The sequence below is a fragment of the Desulforhopalus vacuolatus genome (genome assembly GCF_016918505.1).
In the GTDB taxonomy this organism is placed as follows: Bacteria; Desulfobacterota; Desulfobulbia; order Desulfobulbales; family Desulfocapsaceae; genus Desulforhopalus; species Desulforhopalus vacuolatus.
Genome location: NZ_JAFFPZ010000115.1, coordinates 1 through 448, shown reverse-complemented (window position 1 = coordinate 448; position 448 = coordinate 1). Strand labels below are relative to the sequence as shown.

At 33.5% G+C, this 448-nt stretch carries 1 protein-coding gene; it reads left to right on the top strand.

Annotated features, from left to right (window positions below):
• Positions 1-157 precede the first annotated feature (157 nt).
• On the top strand, positions 158-448 hold a 291-nt coding region (locus tag JWG39_RS16145; RefSeq protein WP_205220458.1), incomplete at its 3' end, for a hypothetical protein.

The following is a 448-nucleotide window of genomic DNA, read 5'->3' as shown; positions in this document are numbered from 1 at the left end:
ATAGCAAACTCACTATCAATTATTTCAAAAGTATGGGGGAATAAATGTCTGCTATCTTTTTTAAAAATATGAAAATCAGTTATAAATTATGGGGATTAACCGGAATTTCCCTTTTATCCCTTCTGATAGCAGCAACCATTGAAGAAAAAAAATAAAATTGTATAATCAAATCATCCCAAGTGCTTACAATGAATTAGAAAACTATTTTAGTGAAATTATCAGTCTTGAAATAGCGTTAGAACATAAACAGCATCAAGCAAAAGAAATCTATCAGAATGAAACCCATCCTGCTTTGACATCTATCATGTCATTGCTTTCTCAAGTCAAAGACCATATTTCCAAGCATGAACACATGCTGGAAGAAAAGATGACTCATGAGGCGTCCATAGCCATCTCGGCGATTGTTTACATTTCTTTGATCGCAATTGTGTTCGGTATTGCGATATCA